The sequence below is a fragment of the Actinoplanes lutulentus genome, from assembly GCF_003259845.1.
In the GTDB taxonomy this organism is placed as follows: domain Bacteria; phylum Actinomycetota; class Actinomycetes; order Mycobacteriales; family Micromonosporaceae; genus Actinoplanes; species Actinoplanes lutulentus.
The window spans coordinates 191,701-208,104 of sequence record NZ_QLMJ01000008.1; the positions used below are offsets into that span (position 1 = coordinate 191,701).

General features: G+C 68.2%; 14 protein-coding genes. 12 read left to right on the plus strand and 2 right to left on the minus strand.

What is annotated here, in order from left to right; translation table 11 throughout:
• Positions 1-44: 44 nt before the first annotated feature.
• Entirely contained in the window at positions 45-1,031 is a 987-nt protein-coding gene (locus B0I29_RS19290; protein WP_111650548.1) for a hydroxyacid dehydrogenase, read from the plus strand.
• An 88-nt stretch (positions 1,032-1,119) separates the two neighbouring features.
• On the opposite strand, the gene B0I29_RS46310 is transcribed toward B0I29_RS19290, so the two are convergent.
• Positions 1,120-1,404 (minus strand): hypothetical protein, encoded by a 285-nt coding sequence (locus B0I29_RS46310; RefSeq protein WP_220091358.1) that lies wholly within the window; start codon positions 1,402-1,404, stop codon positions 1,120-1,122.
• Between the two features lie 87 nt (positions 1,405-1,491).
• A complete protein-coding gene (locus tag B0I29_RS19300) occupies positions 1,492-2,580 on the minus strand; it encodes a hypothetical protein (protein WP_111650404.1) in 1,089 nt (362 codons plus the stop codon).
• A 462-nt stretch (positions 2,581-3,042) separates the two neighbouring features.
• Here B0I29_RS19300 and B0I29_RS19305 point away from each other — a divergent pair, with 462 nt between their 5' ends.
• From B0I29_RS19305 to B0I29_RS19355, 11 genes are all read left to right on the plus strand, one after another.
• The gene (locus B0I29_RS19305) at positions 3,043-4,083 is read left to right on the plus strand and encodes a rhamnogalacturonan acetylesterase (RefSeq protein WP_111650405.1); all 1,041 of its coding nucleotides are present in this window, start codon (positions 3,043-3,045) and stop codon (positions 4,081-4,083) included.
• 10 nt (positions 4,084-4,093) lie between these two features.
• The gene (locus B0I29_RS19310) at positions 4,094-5,413 is read left to right on the plus strand and encodes a right-handed parallel beta-helix repeat-containing protein (protein WP_111650406.1); all 1,320 of its coding nucleotides are present in this window, start codon (positions 4,094-4,096) and stop codon (positions 5,411-5,413) included.
• 12 nt (positions 5,414-5,425) lie between these two features.
• Positions 5,426-7,261, plus strand: coding sequence for a family 43 glycosylhydrolase (locus tag B0I29_RS19315; RefSeq protein WP_220091359.1), 1,836 nt, complete (start codon positions 5,426-5,428; stop codon positions 7,259-7,261).
• 282 nt (positions 7,262-7,543) lie between these two features.
• Positions 7,544-8,896 (plus strand): extracellular solute-binding protein, encoded by a 1,353-nt coding sequence (locus B0I29_RS19320; RefSeq protein ID WP_111650407.1) that lies wholly within the window; start codon positions 7,544-7,546, stop codon positions 8,894-8,896.
• On the plus strand, positions 8,893-9,840 hold the full coding sequence (locus B0I29_RS19325; protein WP_111650408.1) for a carbohydrate ABC transporter permease: 948 nt from the start codon (positions 8,893-8,895) through the stop codon (positions 9,838-9,840). The genes B0I29_RS19320 and B0I29_RS19325 overlap by 4 nt, the downstream gene beginning before the upstream one ends.
• 23 nt (positions 9,841-9,863) lie before the next feature.
• Positions 9,864-10,757: a carbohydrate ABC transporter permease gene (locus B0I29_RS19330; RefSeq protein WP_245972628.1), complete on the plus strand. Its 894-nt coding sequence runs from the start codon at positions 9,864-9,866 to the stop codon at positions 10,755-10,757.
• Positions 10,758-10,763: 6 nt separating this feature from the next.
• On the plus strand, positions 10,764-12,626 hold the full coding sequence (locus tag B0I29_RS19335) for a glycoside hydrolase family 127 protein (RefSeq protein ID WP_111650409.1): 1,863 nt from the start codon (positions 10,764-10,766) through the stop codon (positions 12,624-12,626).
• Positions 12,623-13,567, plus strand: coding sequence for a glycoside hydrolase family 43 protein (locus tag B0I29_RS19340; protein ID WP_111650410.1), 945 nt, complete (start codon positions 12,623-12,625; stop codon positions 13,565-13,567). Before B0I29_RS19335 ends, B0I29_RS19340 begins: the two co-directional genes overlap by 4 nt.
• Before the next feature lie 54 nt (positions 13,568-13,621).
• Complete coding sequence (locus B0I29_RS19345) at positions 13,622-14,689, plus strand: Gfo/Idh/MocA family protein (RefSeq protein WP_111650411.1); 1,068 nt, start codon at positions 13,622-13,624, stop codon at positions 14,687-14,689.
• Positions 14,686-15,567 carry a DUF6807 domain-containing protein gene (locus B0I29_RS19350; protein ID WP_111650412.1) on the plus strand — a complete coding sequence of 294 codons (882 nt, stop codon included), beginning with the start codon at positions 14,686-14,688 and terminating at the stop codon, positions 15,565-15,567. The genes B0I29_RS19345 and B0I29_RS19350 overlap by 4 nt, the downstream gene beginning before the upstream one ends.
• Positions 15,567-16,301, plus strand: coding sequence for a cupin domain-containing protein (locus B0I29_RS19355; RefSeq protein ID WP_111650413.1), 735 nt, complete (start codon positions 15,567-15,569; stop codon positions 16,299-16,301). The genes B0I29_RS19350 and B0I29_RS19355 overlap by 1 nt, the downstream gene beginning before the upstream one ends.
• Positions 16,302-16,404: the final 103 nt, after the last annotated feature.

A 16,404-nucleotide genomic window follows, 5' to 3' on the forward strand; every position in this document is an offset into this window, starting at 1 on the left:
ATCCCGGCGGCCCTCGCGTGACCCGGCCGGACACGCTCGTCCTGATGCCCGCGCAGAGCTGGGATCAGCAGTTCGACCAGGCCCGGCTCGACCGGCTGCGGTCACTGGCCCGGGTCGGCGACCCGGTGTGGCTACCCGACCTGGCCGCGCCGGAGCTGACCACGCGGCTGGCCGGAGTGGAGGTGCTGCTGACCGGCTGGGGCACTCCTCCGCTCGACGAGGCCGCCCTGGCCCGCCTGCCCCGGCTGCGCGCCGTGCTGCACTGCGCGGGCACGGTCCGGACGTTCGCGAGCACAGCGGTCTGGGAACGCGGCATCCTCGTCTCCAGCAGCGCCGAGATCAACGCCGAGCCGGTGGCCGAGTACACCCTCGCGGCCATCATCATGGCGGGTAAGAAGGCGCCCTTCCTGGCGGCGGATGCCCGCCTGCACCGTACCTACCAGGCACAGCCACACCACCGCGGCCCGCTCAGCAACACCGGGCTGACCATCGGGATCGTCGGCTTCTCCCGGATCGGCCGGCGGGTCGTGGAACTGGTGAACCAGGTCCTGCGGGACGCCCGCTGTCTGGTCGCCGACCCGTTCGCCGATCCGGACGACGTCCGCCGCTGCGGGGCCGAGCCCACCGAACTCGACGACATGCTGCCGCAGCTGGACATTTTGTCGATCCACGCCCCGGAGCTGCCGTCCACCCGGCACATGATCGGCGCCACCCAGCTGGCCGCGCTGCCCGACCACACCACCGTCGTCAACACCGCGCGCGGCAGCCTGATCGACACCACGGCCCTGGAGCGTGAGTGCCTCGCCGGGCGGCTGCACGCCATCCTCGACGTCACCGACCCCGAGCCGCTGCCGGCGGCCTCACCCCTCTACGACCTGCCAAACGTCATGATCACCCCGCACGTCGCGGGATCGGCCGGATCGGAGGTGCTGCGGATGACCGACGGCGCCCTGGACGAACTCGCCCGCTTCGCCGCCGGACAACCCCTGCGCAGACCGGTGCTCCTCGACCATCTGGAGCAGACCGCCTGAAACTCTCAGCCGGTGAGAGACGCGGGGCCGGGATTGATGCCGCGGCCTCTCACCAGTAGACCGTCAACCCCGGCGCCCTCGACGAAGGTCATGGCGACCTTCGTCGAGGCGATGTCCGATGCCGGGCCGCCGCACGGGTCGCGGTCCAGAACCACCAGGTCAGCGACGTTACCGGCACGGATGCTGTCGCTGTCGCCGCGCCGAGGAACGGGATGGTCAGCTGGTCCATCTGTGGCTCGTACGCGGCCCACAGCGGCCGCATGTGCGCGGCCGCCCCGAGCTGCCGGAAGCGCGCGATGTCGTCCGGGTGCACGACCTGCAGGTGGGCCAGGTGCGGCCGGGTGTCCCGGAAACCGTTTGTCCCGCGGGCCACCTCGATCGCGTCGAGGGCCTCGCGGGCGGCCCGGGCTCCGAGGCCCGGTGGACGGTGGCTGGCTCGCCCGCTGACCCTGCGGACACGTCACGCTTCCAGCTGCAGGAGGTAGACGTCGGAGCGCCCGTCCTGGTAACCGCGGTTGTAGCTCAGGTAGCGCCCGTCAGCTGACATCACGGGGTGCGGGTCGAACTGCTGGCCCGGCTTCCAGTAGGTGCCGTGCCGGCCCAGGATCTCGGTTCGCGGCAGCCCGAGCGAGTCGAGGTCCTGCCAGTGGATCGCGGTGATCAGGTCCGGCGTGAGGAGCCCGTCGGCGATGATCGCCGGCAGGGTGGCGTGGGAGCTCGTGTGACCGTAGTGGAAGAACGGATAGTCCGCCTCCCACACCACGTTGCCCTCAAGGTCGGACACCCCGATGTAGTGGTCCACCCCGCGCATCGGCAGCAGCCAGTCGCGGTCGGTGTAGTCGTACCGAAGGCCGCGTTTCTCGTCTCGTGGCAGCTGGTCCGGGTTGCCCGACAGGCCGTGGTAGTAGATGAAGCGCCCGTCGGCACTCCAGTTGCTGTGGATCTGGAAGTTGTTGGCGTTGCGGGGCCGGCATTCGGTCAGCGAGCCGGTACGCGCGTCGAGCAGCCAGGCCCGGGTGGTCGTGCCGTCGCTGCCGCCGTGCCAGCCCGGCGCGTAGTTGCGGTCGATGAGGAGCAGGTCCGGATCGGTGGGGTGGGCGAGGATGTGCACGTTGGCGGAGCCTTCGTCGCGGAGGAGTTCGTCGACGGCACCGGTCGTCAGGTCGATCCGCAGGTAGATCGTGTGAGTGGTCTCGTCCTTCGGCAGATGATGCTTCGCGATGAACAGGTGCCTCCCGTCGGCCGAGCCGGCCGGGTGGCCGTACAGGTATCCGGGCTCGAATCGCTCGATCAGTTCCCGCTTCTCCACGGTCCGCACGTCGTAGGCCAGCAGCGCGACCTCGGCCTTCTTGGTGACGATCAGACCGGCTTGCGCCCACAAGGTGAGGTCGTTGCCCTCGACGAAGTGGTCCGCCGATCCCGGCTCGGTGACATCGACGACCGTCAGGTCACCGGTCGCCGTGTCGGCGCGCAGGATCGCCGAGCCACCGCCGTGGTTCTGCGTCATCAGTGCCAGGTAGCGCCCGTCCGCGGAGAACGCATTGTTCACGTGGTAGGTCGGTGTCTGATTCCGATCGCGTGACCGGGTCAGCCGCCGGGTGGGCCGCAGCGTGACCTCGTCGGGGAAGACGGCCGACTCGTTGAAGGTGGTTCCGATCGGCGGGATGCCGGCACTCGCGATGGCGTTCAGGACAGGCTCCCTCGGCGTGACCGCACGGCAGCTCCAATAAATATGCTTAATACACCATAGAAGTCACACTTTAGGACGTCAACCGCCTGCGGCGGACCTGATGCAAGCGCTTCACGTCCACACCCCCATCCCCGGCATGACGCGCCACTGCCGGCAGCTGAAAGCTCGGTTAAAACGTTTTATTGACTTCCCGGAAACACGGCGGCAAACTTACGGAATTCGATAGGAGCCTGTCGATCTATGACGTGCCCGGCGAGCCGCCGGCACCGGCAGGCACTGGCTACCGGCATCCCCCAGATCGCCGTCCCAAGGGAGTCAGGAATGAGATCAGCTCAGCACCAGGCCATCCCCGTCCGGCACCGCCTGCGGGCGGCCGGACTCACCTGCGCGGCCACCGCCGCGAGTGTCGGCCTGTTCGCCCTGCCCGCTGACGCCGCAGCACTGCCGGCCGGGTGCACCGGCACCGCACCCGTCGTGTGCCACTTCGACGTCGCCCCGGGCAACTACCTGGTCACCACCGCTACCGGCAGCGGCACCGGCCTCTGGGTCGAGGCCCGCCGCCGGATCTTCAACCCTGCCGCCGCGGGCACCCGCACCGCCACCGTGAACGTCCGCGAACCGGAGGGCCAGCCGTCCTCGTGGGGAACCGGCACGCCCGGCCTCACCCTCACTTTCGACGGCGCCACGCCGGCGGTCACCTCGGTGACGGTGTCGGCGGCGGCCAGCCCGCTCGTGGCCTTCCTCTTCGGTGACTCGACGGTCTGCGACCAGTCCGTCGCCCCGTACGCCGGCTGGGGTCAGCAACTCACCGCGTCGGTGAACAAGAGCGCCGTGATCGCCAACTACGCCGACACCGGCGAGAGCTCGGAAAGCTTCCGGTACAAGTCCTACCTGTTCCCCGCCATCAAGCCCCTGATCAAGCCGGGAAACCTGGTGTTCCTTCAGTTCGGCCACAACGACAAGACCACGACCGCGGCCGCGTACCGGGACAATCTCACCGCGATGATCACCGGAATCCGCGACCAAGGCGGGGTTCCGGTGCTGGTCACCCCGCCGGTGCGCCGGCGGTTCGACGGCGCCGTGCTGGATGCCGTCGCTCAGCACGTCAACTCGACCGGAGCGAACCTGCCGGCCGAGATGAGGACGGTGTCCACCGCGACCCGGACGCCGCTGATCGATCTCACCGCCAAGAGCAAAGCGCTCGTGGAAGGGCTCGGCCCGGCCGGCTCCGCCCCGATATACCTCACCGCGGAGAAGGGGGACAACACCCACTTCTCCGAGTACGGGGCCGCGCGGGTTGCCGCCCTCGTCATCGACGGCATCCGTGAACAGAACCTGCCGCTCGAGTCGTTCCTGCGGTGAGGCGGCAGCGATGAGTCCCCGAATTCTGCTCCGCGCCCTCATGGCCGTCACCGCCGGCGTCGTGGCCGGCACGGCAGGCACCGCCTCGGCCGCAGCCGTCTACTACATCTCCCCGAACGGCAGCGACAGCGCGGCCGGGACCGCCTCGGCCCCGTGGAAGTCGATCGCGAAAGCCCAATCCGTCGCGACGGCAGGCGACACGGTCTACCTCCGGGGCGGCACCTACGCCTACACCCGCGCGACCAGCAGCTGCGCAGGTCAGACGGCGCGGGTCGACGCGATCACCCTGAACAAGAGCGGCGCGGCTGGCAACCCGATCCGCTACTGGGCCTACCCCGGAGAGAAGCCGATCTTCGACTTCCACGGCATGACCGATGACTGCCGGATCAAAGGCTTCAACGTCACCGCCAGCCACCTTCACCTCAGAGGCCTGGAGGTTCGGGGCGTACCGCAGAACAACGACCTGAACGCCGAGTCCTGGGGGCTGTGGATCTCCGGCAGCGGCAACACCTTCGAACAGATCAACACCCACCACCACATGGGGACCGGACTGTTCATCAACGGCGGCGGTGGCAACCTCGTCGTCAACAGCGACTCGCACGACAACTACGACCCGCTCAGTTCGGACTCGCCCGGCGAGAACGCCGACGGCTTCGGGTCGCACTACGCGGTGGCCGGGCGTGCCGCGAACGTGTTCCGGGGATGCCGTGCCTGGTGGAACGCCGATGACGGTTTCGACCTCATCTCCACCTATGCGCCGGTGACGATCGAGAACTCCTGGGCCTGGCGCAACGGGTACGTGCCGGGCACGACGACGGCCGCCGGAAACGGCAACGGCTACAAGGTCGGTGGCTTCGGCGGCGACTACGACGCCGGCGCGGTCAGACACACCGTCCGATTCTCCGTCGCCTTCCTCAACCGGGCGGCCGGCTTCTACTCCAACCACCACCCGGTCGCCAACGACTACGTCAACAACACCGGGTACGCGAACGCCACCAACTTCAACATGCTCGGCGTCGACTCCGGCGGCGCCGCCGCCGGCCGGGGCAATCTGCGCAACAACCTCGCCTACAGCGGCACCCTGACCTCGAACATGACCGGCACCAGCGCCACGAACAACTCCTGGAACCTGCCAATCAGCCTCGCGAACAGCCAATTCCAGAGCGTGTCGACCAGTGGCTGGGACACTGCACGCCAGTCCGACGGCAGCCTGCCCATCCTGCCCCACCTGCGGCCCGCCACGACCAGCTCGCTGATCGACCGGGGCGTCGACACGGGCCTGCCCTACCAAGGCCGGGCCCCCGACCTCGGCGCTTTCGAGACCTCCTGAGGAGAGCACCCCATGACGCGTTCAATACGCTCCGCCTGCAAGCGCCGGGTCTCCGTCGTCGCCACGGTGCTGATGGCAGCGTCGACCGTACCGTCGGCCGCAGGCCTCGCATCGGCGGCGACCGACCGGGTTTCCCTATACGAGGCCGCCGACTACACCGCCGGCTCGTGGGCGGCGTTCTCAACAGCCAGGGACACCCGCGCCCTGGTGATGGTTCGCGGCCTGCGGAGCCTGGTCGCGGACTACACGACACGGGTCCCGAGCAAATACACCGCCGGATCGTGGGCGCCCTTCGCCAAGGCGTTGACCGTCGCGGAGGATGTCGCCGCTGACGGGGCGGCGACCGCGGCGCAGGTCGCCGCGGCGAAGACCGCTCTGACGGCTGCCGCCGGCGACCTGGTGGCCGCGGCCGCCGGCACGTTCCAGACCATCACGAACGACACGTTCTGGCGGGACACCAGCGGCAATCCCATCTATTCGCAGGGCGGCGGTGTCTTCAGGTTCGGCGATACCTACTACTGGTATGGCGTGCACTATCTCGGCGCCGAGCACTATCTGGCCAACCCGACGAGGAAGTACAACACCGAGACCACCTTTGTCGCGATCCCGGTGTACTCGTCGCAGGACCTGGTGAACTGGACGTTCGAGCGGAACGTCGCCACGGCCGCCACCACATTCCCGGACGGGTCCAACCTCAGCAGCGGCTGGGTGGGCCGCCTCGGCGTGTCCTACAACGAGACCACCGGCAAGTACGTGCTCGTCTCGCAGGGTAAGGGCGGCATCATGTTCCTGCGGGGCGACTCGCCCACCGACACCTTCGACGGCGCCGCGGTCCAGGCACAGATCACCAACTCACCGACGCCCGCCACCGGCGACCAGACCGTCTTCACCGACGACGACGGAACGGACTATCTGATCTTCTCCAACGCGTCCGGACGCGCTCGCGCTTTCGTCTCCCGGCTCCGGCCGTCCGACTCGCTGTACGCCGAACCCGCGGTACAGATCGGCTACAGCTCCGCGGGCCGCGAGGGCAACGCCATGTTCAAGCTCGACGGCAAGTACTACCACGCGGCCTCCGACCTGCACGGCTGGAATTCCTCGGTCGCCTACGTCCTCGAGTCGGCGACCAGCAACATCCAGGGCACCTACTCCGCCGAATACGTGCTCCCGGGCACCGAGATGGACTACAGCCACGTCAGCCAGACCGGGTTCTTCGTGACGGTCAAGGGCACCGTGAAGAACACGGTGATCTTCGCCGGCGACCGGTGGGCCGACTTCGCCTGGAACGGCATCGGATACAACCAGTGGATGCCGGTGGACAAGACCGGCACCCGCCCGCAGTTCCACTCGCTGAGTCAGTGGCAGCTCAACGCCACCACCGGGGAGTGGCGGGTCGCGGCAGGCAACAACTACGTTCTCAACCCCGATTTCCAGGCCGACCGCGTCATCGTCAGCTCGGTACGAGGCTGGACCAGCTTCGTCGAGTCGGGCGCAACCGCGATCGTGAGCAACACCAGCGGTGGGGCGAATGGCAGCAGCTTCTCGCTGCGGGTCGGCGCCACGTCCGCCTTCGCCGGCGGCGTACGGCAGGAGATCACCGTGCCGGCCGGGACATACTGGCTGGCGGCGAACACACTCACCTCCGGCACCGTCAGCAGCGCCCGGATAACGGTGACCGACGCCGGCGGCGCTGTTCGGACCCTGACCATCCCCGCGGGTAGCAGCTGGAGTCCGCAGCAGCTGGCGGGCTTCACCCTTGCAGCCGGCAAAGCCTGGGTCACGATCCGGGCAACCGGCACCAACGGGAACCTCCGGGTCGACGGGCTCTCGCTGGTCAAGACGTCCTGAACACGGACGACGGCGGTGGCACGGCGCGCGAGCGCGGTGCCACCGCCGCATGCTGTCACCATCGACGGCGATCTTGGCGGACGCCACGGCTCGGCAGGTTCGCGCAAGCCAGCGCGCACCTCGACCGCACCCCTAGATAAATATGCTTAATAGACCTTGACAGTAATACTTTAGAGGGTGCACCGTAGCAGCTGTAATCGCCTTGACATCGCCCCGAAACGTCTTGTTCGGCCTGCTGGCAGGTCCGTAGCACCACCCTTATTTGAGAAGAGGTCTGGTCCCATGACGTCCTTTCCTTCATCGGCGCCGCTGAGCCGGCGCTCGTTTCTCGGCGCCACCCTACTGACGGCCGGCGCCGTCGGCGCACCGTCGCTTTCGGGCTGCAGCACCGGAGGCGGCTCGAGTTCCGGCTCGGCCTCGAAGACGGTCACGGTGATGTACAAGAGCGCCGAGTTCACCAAGGAGCACATCGCCGAGTTCGAGAAACTGAACCCGGGCATCACGATCGAGTTCATCGAGTACGACATCACCCGGATCAACGCGATGATGTCCGCCGGCAGCCCGCCCGACTTCGTCCGGGGCAAGGCGGAGCCGCTGAACGTGTTCCGCGGGTTGGTCGAGCCGCTGGACCAGTACCTGGACGCCAGTTCGGTGATCAAGCGGGACGACCTGGTCGTCATCAACGACGGGCACCGGTGGGACGGCGCGAAGAACGGGACCGGGAAGTACTACTCGCTGGTCAAGGACTTCAGCCCGGACGCCAGCGTCTGGCATAACAGGGCTCTGTTCGAGAAGGCGAAGGTCGATCCGCTGAGCCTGACCGAGCCAATCTCCTGGGACGAACTGCTCGAGGTGGCGAAGAAGCTCACGGTGCGCAGCGGCGACAAGATCGTCCAGCACGGACTCGGCGTCGAATGGGCCTGGTCGGTCATCTCGCCGATCCGTCTGATGATCGCCCAGCAGAACACCGATCTGTACAACGCCGATCTGACGGAAGCCGATTTCACCAGCCCGGCGGCGGTCCGGGCGGTGCAGTGGTATGCCGATTTCGGCAAGGCCGGAGTGGGGCCCACCGTGCTGAACCCGCTGCCCGACAACTCCGACCAGTCGACCTTCTCCGCCGCCAAGATGGCCATGACCACGGACGGCTACTGGTTCGGCGCGAACTTCGTCAAGGGCCCCGCCGAGCTGCAGAAAACGATCCGGATGGCACCGGCGGCGACGTTCGGCGCGCGCATGAACGCCAGCTACAACGGCGGCATCGGAGCGTGGATCCCCGCCAAGGCCAAGAACAAGGAGGCGGCCTGGAAGGTGATGGAGTACTTCCTGGCCGGGCCGGCGGCCGTCGAGCGGGCCAAGAGCGGCTGGGGCCTGCCGTCGCTGAAGTCGCTGTGGCAGTACCTTCCGCAGGAGCTCGACTACCAGAAGGAAGCGCTCAAGACGGCCCAGACGGAACTGGAGCACCTGGTCACCCTGCCCGTCTCCCCGTACGCCACCTTCGACCAGATGCAGGCCGCCGTCGACGCGCAGCTGACCGAGCTGCTCAAGGGGAAGATTACTGTCGCCGATGCGTGCGGGCGCATCCATGACCAGGTCAACAAGGACCTCAAGCGGGGCAAGGAACTGGCCGGATGACGGTCCTGTCCACCCCTCCGGCTAAGGCACGCCCTTGGCGGCGGTACCCCGCCTCCACGTTCTACCTGTTCGCCGCGCCCTGGATTCTCGGCTTCCTGGCTCTGACCGTCCTTCCGCTCGCGTGGGCTCTCATGATCAGCCTGACGAACTTCGACGGGATGGCGCCGACCTACCGGTTCGTCGGATTCCGCAACTACGTCGAGTTGTTCACCGACTATCCGCAGGCGCTGCGGAGCCTGTGGCAGACACTGCTCTACACCGCCGTGGTGGTGCCGCTGAGCGTCGCCGGCGGCCTCGGCCTGGCGATCCTGGTCAATCGCCGGATCCGTGCCGTGGGCCTGATCCGGGCGGTCTTCTTCCTGCCGTCGGTGGTGCCGGTGGTGGCCACGGCGATCATGTGGCGGCTCGTTCTGAACCCCGATGCGGGCATGCTCAACGGCATCCTGGGTCTGGTCGGCATACCGTCGGTCTCCTGGCTCATCGACCCGTACGCCTTCTACTCGCTCGTGATGGTGTCGTTGTGGGGCCTCGGCGGCGGCATGGTCATCACCTTGGCCGCCCTGCAGGACGTGCCCGCCGAGTTGAACGAGGCCGCCACCCTCGACGGCGCCAACGGCTGGCAGGTCATCCGCAACGTCACCATCCCGATGATCTCGCCGGTGCTGTACTTCCAGATCGTCACCGGCGTCATCGCCGCCCTGCAGGTCCTGGTCCAGCCGCTGCTGCTCGCCCAGACCAGCAGCATCGCGATGGCCTCGGCGGTGCCCCCGAGCACGCACGTCTACATGGTGCAGGTCTACCAGGAGTTCTTCACCAACAACCGGTTCGGATTCGGGTCCGCGATGCTGTGGGTGTTCTTCCTGGTGATCATGCTGTTCACCGTCGTGCTCCAGCGCAGCAGCCGGCGCTGGGTGCACTACCAAGCTTCCAGCAACGAGGACTGAGAGGAGGATCTCCGGTGACCACCATGCTCACCCGGCAACCAGCCGCCCCCACGGAGAACGGGGCCGGCGGCTCGGCACGGTCTCGCGAGAAGAGGCAGCGCCAGTCGGCGTTCGTCTACATCGCGATCGTCGTCTGTCTCGCCCTGTTCGGCGCACCGTTCCTGTGGATCCTGCTCACCGCGCTGGCCACTCCCCAACAACTCGGCGAGGGCGCCGGCGGGCTCCTGCGGTTCGACAACCTGCAATGGAACAACTTCGTCGAAGCCGTCACCCGCGTCGAACTCGGCGCCTACTTCGGCAACTCGCTGTTCCTGGCCACCCTCACCGCGGTGCTCACCACCGCGTCCAGCGCGATCGTCGGGTTCGCCTTCGCCCGGATCCGTGCACGGGGCAGCAAAGCACTGTTCACCATCGTGCTGGCCACCATGATGATCCCGCAGATCGCCACGCTGATCCCGACGTACATGATGTTCTCCCAGGTCGGCTTGGTCGGCACCTATTGGCCGTGGGTGCTGTGGGGGCTCAGCGGTTCGGCGTACATGATCTTCCTGTTCCGGCAGTTCTTCGCCGCCATCCCGCTGGAGCTCGAGGACGCAGCGATCATCGACGGCTGCGGCTGGTTCCGGACCTTCGTGCAGATCTTCCTGCCCCTGTCCCGGCCGATCATCCTGACCTCGCTGCTGCTGCAGTTCACCTGGGCATGGGGCGACTACCTGACCCCGGCCCTGCTGCTCAACCAGGACAACACCACTCTCGCGGTCGCCGTGACCAACGCCTACCTCGACCCGCAGGGCAACGGCATCACCACCCTGCAGGCGGCCGGATCGATCCTCTACATCCTGCCGGCGCTGGTGATCTTCCTGTTCTTCCAGCGTTACTTCATCAGTTCCGCGCTCAGCTCCGGCGTCAAAGGCTGACCGGACATGTCCTACGGCGCGGCCGTACCCAGTTCCGGCGCCGTCACGGTGTTGCAGCCCCTGCCCCGAGACGGCATCGCGCTACGGCCGGACGGGCTGCTCGCGAGCTGGCAACGACGCAATGCCACAACCACCCTGCCGCACAACGTCGAACAGCTGGAAACCCACGGCAATGTCGACAACCTGCGCCGGGTCACCGGTGACGTCACGGGCGCGTTCACCGGCTTCTGGTTCGGCGACACCGACGTGCACAAGACCCTCGAGGCGGCGTTCTGGGAGCTCGGCCGCTCCGGCACCCGGTCGCCGTTCCTCGACGGCACCACCGCGCTGCTGGAGAAGGCCCAGGACCCGGACGGCTACCTGAACTCGTACTTCCAGGTGGACCACCGCGACCGGCAGTGGGCCGAGCTGGACAACAGCCACGAGATGTACTGCGCGGGCCATCTCATTCAGGCGGCGGTCGCCGCGGCGCGTTCCGCGCCCGGCGACGCCGCAGCCCAGCAGGTGGTCACGGTCGCGCGCCGGTTCGCCGATCTTCTGGTACGCCGGTACGGGCCGGACGGCGAGGACGGGATCGACGGACATCCCGAGGTGGAGACGGCCCTCGTCGAGCTCTACCGGATCACCGGGCACCGGCCGTACCTCGCCCTCGCCGCCCGTCTCGTCGAGCTTCGCGGACACGACCTGCTCGGCGGTGGCCCTCGCCGCCGGCGCTACTACCAGGACCACTCCCCGGTCCGGGAGGCCACCGAGGTCACCGGTCATGTGGTCCGTCAGCTCTATCTGCTCGCCGGCGCCGTCGACGTGGCCGTCGAAACCGGCGACTCACCCCTGCTCGCCGCCGTGGAACGCCTGTGGGATTCGGCTCACGACAGCCGGACGTACATCACCGGCGGGCAGGGTTCACGGCACACCGACGAGGCATACGGCGACGCGTACGAGCTTCCGCCCGACCGCGCCTACACCGAGACCTGTGCCGCGATCGGCAGCTTCCAGCTCGCCTGGCGCCTGCTGCTCGCCACCGGCCACGCCCGGTACGCCGACGAGATGGAACGCGTGCTGCTCAACGGCCTCGCCGCCGGGATCAGCCTCGACGGCACCGCGTTCTTCTACACCAACCCGCTGCAGATCCGCACCGGCCGCGACGGCTCGAACGAATACGCCCCGTCACAGCGTCTCCCCTGGCACTCCTGCGCCTGCTGCCCACCGAACCTGGCCCGGCTGATGGCGTCGCTGCACACCTACACCGCCACCGGTGACGCCCACGGCCTGCAGTTGCATCTCTACGCCCCGGGCTCCTTCCGCACCGGAGATCACGCCGTCCAGGTCGACACCGGCTACCCGTGGGACGGACGGATCACCGTGACGGTCTCGCTGGCCTCCGCCGCGCCCTGGACCCTCTCGCTGCGGATTCCGGCCTGGTGCACCGGCGCCCGGCTCGCCGTCAACGGCGAACCGGTCGAGGCCACCACCGGATACATGCGGCTCACCAGGACATGGCGGCCCGGGGACCGGGTGGAACTCACCCTGCCGATGCCGGCGAAGACCGTCACCGCGCACCCGCGGGTCGACGCGGTCCGCGGCACCGTGGCCCTCACCCGCGGACCGTTGGTCTACTGCCTCGAACACGCCGGCCTTCCATCAGCGCTGAAGGGCCTGGTCTTCGAGGACCTGTATCTCGACCCCGCGGCAGTGCCCGAGGTGGTGCGTGACAGCGAGGCGATCGCCCCGGTGCTTCTGCGCATCGGGCTCCGGAGCCGAACCGGCGAGCCCGCCACTGCTGTTCCGTACTTTCTCTGGGCCAACCGGGGTCCCGGGCCCATGCGGGTCTGGATCCCGCTGGCGAACACCGAAAGCGAGAAACGATGAGCGGCGCCTACCTCCTGGTCTACTTCAAACCGGAGTTCACCCCCGACGGTGAGCAGGTGCGCTTCGCCGTCAGCGGCATCGACGACCCGACCACCTGGACCGAGCTCAACGGCGGACAGCCCATCCTCGTCAGTGACGTCGGCGAACGCGGCGTACGCGATCCGTTCCTCATCCGCGACACCAGGACCGGCCGGTTCATCGTCATCGGCACTGACCTGCGAGTCTTCCCCGACCAGGACTGGAAACGAGCGACGCGCTCCGGCAGCCGCTCGGTCGTCGTCTGGGAGTCGGCCGACCTGATCTCCTGGTCGCGGCCGGCTCTCGTCGAGGTCTCCCCACCGGGGGCCGGCAACACGTGGGCGCCGAAGGCGTTCTGGTCGCCGGCACGCGCCGCCTGGCTCATGATCTGGGCATCAGCGCTGTATGACGACGCGGAGAGTCCCGAACAGCACCAGCGACTACTCGCCGCGCAGACCGGCGACTTCCGTGCCTTCACCCCGGCCGAGATCTATCACGACCCCGGGCACACCGTCATCGACGCGACCTTCCTCGCCGACGGCGACGACTGGTACCGCTTCTCCGCCGATTCGCTGGGCGCCGGCCCCACGGAGGGACGCGGTGAGCACATCCTCATGGAACGCGGAACCGCACTCGAGGATCCGGCCTACGTGACCGTCGTCGAAGACATCGGCAAGCCCGAACTTCGGCATGCCGAAGGGCCGGCGGTGTTCGCTGGCCCTTCGGGTGACTGCTGGTACCTGCTGATCGACGAGAACGGGCACCGTGGCTATCAGCTGTACCGGACCGATGTTCTCGCATCGGGGCGGTGGGAGCGCCAGACGTCCGCGGTGCTGCCGGTTGATGCACGGCACGGCTCCGTCCTGCCCATCACCCTGGCCGAACGGGAACGGCTCCTGCACGCATTCACCGCACAGCCTTGACCTGCGCCGCCCAACCTCGGCGGGACATCCGTATTTTACGAGGAGTGACACTGCATGCCTAGCTACCGGGCAGCGATCGTGGGGACCGGCGGTATCGCCGCCGGTCATGTCGAAGCGCTGCGAGCCCATGCCGATCGTGTCGAACTCGTCGCGATCACTGACGTCGATGCCGACCGGGCCACCGCTTTCGCGCGGGACTGGACTGTTCCCGCCGTGTACAACGACCTCGCCAGCCTGCTGGAAGCGCAGAAACCGGACCTGGTGCACCTGTGCACTCCGCCGTCGACGCACGCGCCGCTGGCCGAGCAGTGCCTGCGTGCCGGTGTGAACGTACTGGTCGAGAAGCCGCCGACGTTGTCGCTGGCCGAACTCGACACGCTGGCCGCCGTGTCCGGCGAGACGGGCGCACAGATGGCGACCGTCTTCCAGCATCGGTTCGGCGCCGGCGCCATCAGGCTGCGCAACCTCATGGCCTCCGGTGAACTCGGCCGGTCGCTGCTGGCCTCCTGCCACACCCTCTGGTACCGCGACGACGACTACTACCAGGTGCCGTGGCGCGGGCGCTGGGAGACCGAAGGCGGCGGCCCGACCATGGGTCACGGCATCCACCAGTTCGATCTACTGCTGTCCATCCTCGGCCCATGGCAGCGGGTGATCGCGATGACGGCCCGCCGGGCCCGGCCGGTGCAGACCGAGGATGTGTCGACGGCACTGGTCGAGTTCGCCGACGGAACCCTGGCCACTGTCGTCAACTCGGTGGTGTCGCCACGGCAGGTCTCGGCGCTGCGCTTCGACTTCGAACACGCCACCGTCGAACTCGACCATCTGTACGGCTACACCGACGATGACTGGACCATCACCGCCGCGCCCGGCCACGAGGAACTGGCCCGGCGGTGGCCGGCGGCGAGCACACCGGCGCGCAGCGGGCACGCCGACCAGATCGCCGCGCTGCTGGACACCCTCGACGCCGGGCAACCGCTGCCGGTCGGTCTCGCCGAGACCCGCCAGACGATGGAGTTCATCGCGGCTCTGTATGCCTCCGCCGCCACCGGGGCGCCGGTACAGCGCGGCGAGATAACGCCCGATCACCCCTTCGCCGCTCACATGAACGGACACCGATGAGCCTCCGAGTCGACCACACGCTGGATCAGTCGGTCACGGTCACTGCGGGCGACGTCCCGCTGTTCACCTACGTCTACCGGCCCGACACCGTACAGCTGGAATCACCGAAGCCGTACCTGCACCCGATCCGGACTCTCGCCGGGGATGTGGTGTCGCTGTTCCGCCCGCACGACCACGTCTGGCACAAAGGCATCGCCTGGTCCCTGCCACACGTCGGCGAGCACAACTTCTGGGGCGGGCCCACCTATGTGCACGGCCAGTCCTACGTTCAACAGGAGAACAACGGCAGTGCTGTACACCGCACGATGATCGCTCTCACCCCGTCATCGCTGACGCACCGGCTCGACTGGCTCGCGCAGGACGGCACCCCGGTGCTGACCGAGGAACGGACTCTCGGCTTCGCGGTGATCGACGACCTGAGCTGGGTGCTCACCTTCTCGACCGCGATGACCAACGTGTCCGGCGGCACGCTGGCGTTCGGCTCACCGACCACGAAGGGCCGGGAGAACGCGGGCTACGGCGGCCTGTTCTGGCGAGGACCGCGCTCGTTCACCGGTGGCACCCTGATCCACGACGGCGGCACCGGCGGTGACGAACTGCGAGGCACCCGCGCCGCATGGTTCGGATTCCGCGGCCGGCACGACGATGTGGACCGCTCGTCAACCGTCGTGGTGGTCGACGACGCCGCGAACCCGCATCACCCGCCGCAGTGGTTCGCCCGCAGCGAGCAGTTCGCCTGTCTGAACCCCGCCCCGTTCTTCAGCGAGGAACAGGACCTGCACGCCGGCGCCGAGACACGGTTCCGCTATGCGGTGGTGGTCGCGACCGGCGACGCCGACGCCGGCAAACTCGCCGCGCACGGCAGGGCTGCCCTGTGATGAGCTCGGCGAGTTTCCCCGGCGGCACGTCCATCACCCGGCTACAGGTGTATTCCGACACCTGCGCCGACGGCCTTGCCGGCGGCACACCGCACGTGCACACCGTCTCGACCGAGGCGTACGTCGTGGTCGGCGGCACCGGAGTTCTGCACACCCTCGACCCGGCCGGTCTGCGGGAGACACCGCTGGAAGTCGGCAGCGCGATCTGGTTCACCCCCGGAGTCATCCACCGGGCGGTGAACCACGGCGACCTGCGCGTCGTCGTGGTGATGTCCAACGCCGGGCTGCCCGAGGCCGGCGACGCCGTGATGACCTTCCCACCGGAGATCGTGGCTGATCCCGAGCGGTACCGAGCGGCCGCCTCGCTGCCCGCTGACGAGGCCGGCAAAGCCGACGCGGTACGCCGGCGCCGCGATCTCGCCGTCGAAGGTTTCCACCGGCTGGCCGCCGACCCGGTCGCCCTGGCCGCCTTCTACGACCATGCCGTCGCGCTCGTCCGGCCCGCAGCGGACGGCTGGCGCGAGATCTGGGCGCAGAGCGTCGAGGCGCAGACCCGGCGTACCGCAGCGCTGATCGACGCCATCGCCGGCGGCGACGGCCACCACCTGCGCGAGGCCGCACTGTTCAGCGCTCCTCAGAGCGAATCCACCGGCTGGGGTATGTGCGGCCGGTTGCGCACCCACGACGTGCGCAATCCACGAGGTGGTCACACAGTGGACGTTCCGAGGGTCTAGTTCGTTTGAGGAACCTGCCGGTGAACACCCGGCAGGGCGCCCTCCTTGCCCATCGCCCTGGACGAACACCGACAGCTGCGTCGGAGCAATGCCCCGGCTGCCC

Excerpts from the sequence above, each read along its gene's own strand:
- B0I29_RS19290 (WP_111650548.1), top strand. The coding sequence starts at position 45 with ATGCCCGCGCAGAGCTGGGATCAGCAGTTCGACCAGGCCCGGCTCGAC.
- B0I29_RS19305 (WP_111650405.1), top strand. The coding sequence starts at position 3,043 with ATGAGATCAGCTCAGCACCAGGCCATCCCCGTCCGGCACCGCCTGCGG.
- B0I29_RS19310 (WP_111650406.1), top strand. The coding sequence starts at position 4,094 with ATGAGTCCCCGAATTCTGCTCCGCGCCCTCATGGCCGTCACCGCCGGC.
- B0I29_RS19315 (WP_220091359.1), top strand. The coding sequence starts at position 5,426 with ATGACGCGTTCAATACGCTCCGCCTGCAAGCGCCGGGTCTCCGTCGTC.
- B0I29_RS19320 (WP_111650407.1), top strand. The coding sequence starts at position 7,544 with ATGACGTCCTTTCCTTCATCGGCGCCGCTGAGCCGGCGCTCGTTTCTC.
- B0I29_RS19325 (WP_111650408.1), top strand. The coding sequence starts at position 8,893 with ATGACGGTCCTGTCCACCCCTCCGGCTAAGGCACGCCCTTGGCGGCGG.
- B0I29_RS19330 (WP_245972628.1), top strand. The coding sequence starts at position 9,864 with ATGCTCACCCGGCAACCAGCCGCCCCCACGGAGAACGGGGCCGGCGGC.
- B0I29_RS19335 (WP_111650409.1), top strand. The coding sequence starts at position 10,764 with ATGTCCTACGGCGCGGCCGTACCCAGTTCCGGCGCCGTCACGGTGTTG.
- B0I29_RS19340 (WP_111650410.1), top strand. The coding sequence starts at position 12,623 with ATGAGCGGCGCCTACCTCCTGGTCTACTTCAAACCGGAGTTCACCCCC.
- B0I29_RS19345 (WP_111650411.1), top strand. The coding sequence starts at position 13,622 with ATGCCTAGCTACCGGGCAGCGATCGTGGGGACCGGCGGTATCGCCGCC.
- B0I29_RS19350 (WP_111650412.1), top strand. The coding sequence starts at position 14,686 with ATGAGCCTCCGAGTCGACCACACGCTGGATCAGTCGGTCACGGTCACT.
- B0I29_RS19355 (WP_111650413.1), top strand. The coding sequence starts at position 15,567 with ATGAGCTCGGCGAGTTTCCCCGGCGGCACGTCCATCACCCGGCTACAG.